Genomic DNA, 3644 nt, shown 5'->3' on the forward strand with positions numbered 1-3644 from the left:
AGTAACTAGGAAGCCTTTTTGTCATGCCACAAATTAATGACCGCCACCTTCCATTCTAAGAATCTTGCAATGCAGGAGTCTATCCTTGTTTTCAATCAAGATTGCGAACTTGTTTCGCAATTGCCTAAATAATTTCTGTATAAACAGCTCCGGTTTCACTTTGCACTCCGCAAAGTGTTCCGCCTGGAACGATGAGGACATCGCCAGGTGTGAGCACGCTTTTTTTCTGATCATCTCCAAGAATAAAGTCCGCATTGCCCTCGGCACCGATGTAGACAGAGGTCATATCGTAGCGTTCCTGGCTGATGGAAGTTCCTTTTCCCAGAGAGAAAAATGTTACACTGTTTTCGGATCCGAGCCGGGCATCTCTTGAAATCGTCATTCCCTCGCGGATCGGGCGCAGCTGCGCGATTGTAAACACATGGTCCATGGCATGATACCTTCCTTTGCTCTGATATTGATATATTACTCATTTTACCCGAAAAATATTAATTTTTCTGTTGGAAAAGCAACAGATTAAAAGATTATTGTAATTTTTTGTTTAAGTCAATGATACCGGAATAATATTCCGGATCAAGCGGTCTTTGTAACTGACTTCATCGACAATGACATTGACATCGAAGGAACGGGAAATGTTATGTTCATTCAGTATGCTGTCCGTTGTACCGTAGAAACGGTCGCCTTTGCGGTTCATCATAAAAGCTTCATCGGCGATGCTCATGGCATTGGTCGGATAATGGGTGTTCATGATGGCGCTGATGCCTTCTTCGTGAGCCAGACGTTCAATCATGTTCAGCACCAGGATCTGATTATGAAAATCCAGACCGGTCTCCGGTTCATCCAGAATGATCAGTTCCGGTTCGTTAATCAAAGCTCTTGCAATTAAGACCATCTGAAGTTCACCGCCGCTCATTCGGTTGCAGTCTTTTCCGGCAAGACGTGTAATGCCGACTTTTTCCATCATGGCTTCTGCCATTTCAATCTCTCGTGCACCAGGCTGCTCAAAGAGACCGAGATGGGAGCTCCGTCCGAGCATGACCATTTCAAGTCCGGTGTAGGAAAACGAAAAACTGTGGGCCTGTGGAATGTAAGAAATCGTGTTCCATATGTCTTTTGATTTCATTTCGCGAAGATCGGTTCCATTTAAAAGGGAACGTCCACTGGTCCACGGAAGCAGGCCGATCATGCATTTGAGTAAGGTTGTCTTTCCGATCCCATTTGGACCGAGGACCGATAAAATATGTCCTTTTTCCAGATGGAGGTTGATGTTTTTTAAGATTTCTTTCTGTTTCGGATAACCAAAACAGCCGTTTTCAACTTCTAAAATCATCGCAGATTACTCCTGTTCAATAATGAAATAAATACAGGTGCTCCAATGATCGCAGTCAGCACGGACAGTGGAAGTTCGATCACGCTGAGCGTTCTTGAAAGCGTATCAATCAGTATCATAAAACTTGCGCCGAGGCTGATGCTGACGGGCACAACGTATCGGTTGTTGCTGCCGACAAGCATTCTGGCACAGTGTGGGATCAGAAGCCCGATCCAGCCGACCTGTCCGCACATGGATACGGCGGATGCCGTGATGATGGTGGAGGCAAGGATGAAGATCCTTCTTGTTTTTTTCAGGTCGATTCCGCTAGCTTTGGCCTCGTCCTCGCTGAGTGCAAGGATGTTGAGCCGCCAGCGGAGAAGATAGATGATCACAATTCCGGTCAGAATGAACGGAGAGCCGATCAGGATCTTGTGATAGGTCGCGCTTGTAAAACTTCCCATGAGCCAGTAGGTGATCTCAGGAAGCTTGTCCTGCGGGTCTGCCGTATATTTAAAAAGTGAGCCGATGGCGTTAAAAAGTGAAGATGCAATGACACCGGCAAGCACAAGATATACCATGGAACCGCTTTTGTTTTGTCCGGCGATCCGTATCGTGAATGCAACTGATGCCAGCCCGAAGACCAGGGCGGTCAGCTGTGTTTCCAGAATACTGCAGGACAAAATAATTGCCAGGATGGCGCCTACACATGTTCCGCTTGTGACACCGAGTATGTCCGGCGTTGCGAGCGGGTTGGAAAAAAGAGACTGGAATGTATTGCCGGCGCAGGTTAAGCCTGCACCGACGATAATTGCCATTAAAATGCGGGGAAGCCGCAGATTCACGATAATGGAATAGTTCTGAATGTTGTTTTTCTGACCGGTGAAGAGAGCGGCAATGGATTTTATCACATCCGAAAGCGGAACTTCCATTCGCCCGACGCACATGCAGATCAGTCCGGTGATGACTGGAAGTGCAAACATCATAATGACGGCCAGTGGAGTAAAATGTCCTTTTTTGATTAAGCAATTATTTTTCATTAATACTGTAACATTTCCTCCAGATCTGCATCCGTCACATCATAGCCGTACCAGTCGTGATAGTATTCGCGGATGGTGTCTTCCAGCGGATAATCAGCAAATGCTTCCGGGTAAGTGTTGCATGCCATCCATGCAAGCACTAATGGTGCATCCGGGTTTGGAGTGAACCAGTTCCACATACCAAGTGTGGTATCGTAGACCCGTTTGTTTTTTACAGCGGTTAATGTGGAAAAATCAGTGCCTTCTACGTTGTTTTCAAGGACATCAGCCGTTTTTAATGGTAAAAGTCCAGGTCCGTCAAGAAACAGGATGTCAGGGTCCCAGTCATAGATCTGCTCCATATTGACCTGTGTGAAGCCTTTGGCTTCTGATGCAACGACGTCGGTTACGCCGAGGTGTTTCAGCCAGTAAGTTCCAAAAGTTCCCTGGCCGGATACCTGAGGTACACCGTCTGCGTATTTCCATAAGATCATGGCGCTTGGACGCTCATCCTCCGGAATCTTGGCAATGCGGGATTCTACATCATCGATGATTTTATTTCCGGCTTCTTCAAAGGCGTCCATTTTACCGCTTTCACCGAAAACGTCTTCCCAAAGATCCAGCCACTGCTGATAACGTACCAGTGGATCAGCCTCTGTCTCAGCACCTACGGTTGCGAATCCGATGCAAGGGATTCCACTCGACTGAAGGATCTGGGCATGTTCTTTATTGCCGGCGTTGTAGAAGATGACATCCGGCTGAAGCTTCATGATTTCTTCAATATTTAAATCGTTCTGGGAATAAACGGTATCGGAGGATTCCATGAGTTCCGGCGTAATGTCTTTTAAAACGGTCTTGGTGATCGTGTCTTTAAAGGAACCGCAGTATCCGACGATGTTTGGAGCATTTCCGCCAAAGTAGGACATGTAGGTGGAAAGGATCGGGATCTGGTCGATGACGATTTTGGTGATGCGGTTTGGAACTTCCACCGTATTGCCGGCGTGGTCAATAACGGTGTGGGTTCCGTCTGGATCAAGTGCCTGAGCCTCGGTGGCTTCGGTAACCGAAGTGTCTGAGGCTGCGTTTTCGCTATTCGTGCTTTTGCATCCTGCGAAAAGTAAGGTTGTCATGCAGGCAACCAGTAAAACAGATAAATACTTTTTCATATGAGTTCTCCTTAAATGTTTTGGGTAGTGTCAAGTTAACTACCTTTTTTATTTTTATAAACATTATATTTTCAAGGATTTCTCACATTTTTTTACAAAAAAAGTGATTACCCCCTAAAAAAGCAGTATAATTGAATCTGCGAAAACACA

Annotated in this window: 4 protein-coding genes; all 4 read right to left on the reverse strand. The window is 46.0% G+C overall.

Features of this window, described 5'->3' with window-relative positions; genetic code table 11:
• Positions 1-124: 124 nt before the first annotated feature.
• The gene (locus FYJ75_RS14115; protein WP_195839043.1) at positions 125-430 is read right to left on the reverse strand and encodes a cupin domain-containing protein; all 306 of its coding nucleotides are present in this window, start codon (positions 428-430) and stop codon (positions 125-127) included.
• A 111-nt stretch (positions 431-541) separates the two neighbouring features.
• Positions 542-1330, reverse strand: coding sequence for an ABC transporter ATP-binding protein (locus FYJ75_RS14120; RefSeq protein ID WP_154431042.1), 789 nt, complete (start codon positions 1328-1330; stop codon positions 542-544).
• Positions 1327-2349 (reverse strand): FecCD family ABC transporter permease, encoded by a 1023-nt coding sequence (locus tag FYJ75_RS14125; protein ID WP_154431043.1) that lies wholly within the window; start codon positions 2347-2349, stop codon positions 1327-1329. Before FYJ75_RS14125 ends, FYJ75_RS14120 begins: the two co-directional genes overlap by 4 nt.
• Positions 2349-3494 (reverse strand): ABC transporter substrate-binding protein, encoded by a 1146-nt coding sequence (locus FYJ75_RS14130; protein ID WP_154431044.1) that lies wholly within the window; start codon positions 3492-3494, stop codon positions 2349-2351. The genes FYJ75_RS14125 and FYJ75_RS14130 overlap by 1 nt, the downstream gene beginning before the upstream one ends.
• Between the last annotated feature and the right edge of the window lie 150 nt (positions 3495-3644).

Origin of the sequence: Roseburia porci (assembly GCF_009695765.1) — a bacterium.
Taxonomy (GTDB): Bacteria; Bacillota; Clostridia; order Lachnospirales; family Lachnospiraceae; genus Roseburia; species Roseburia porci.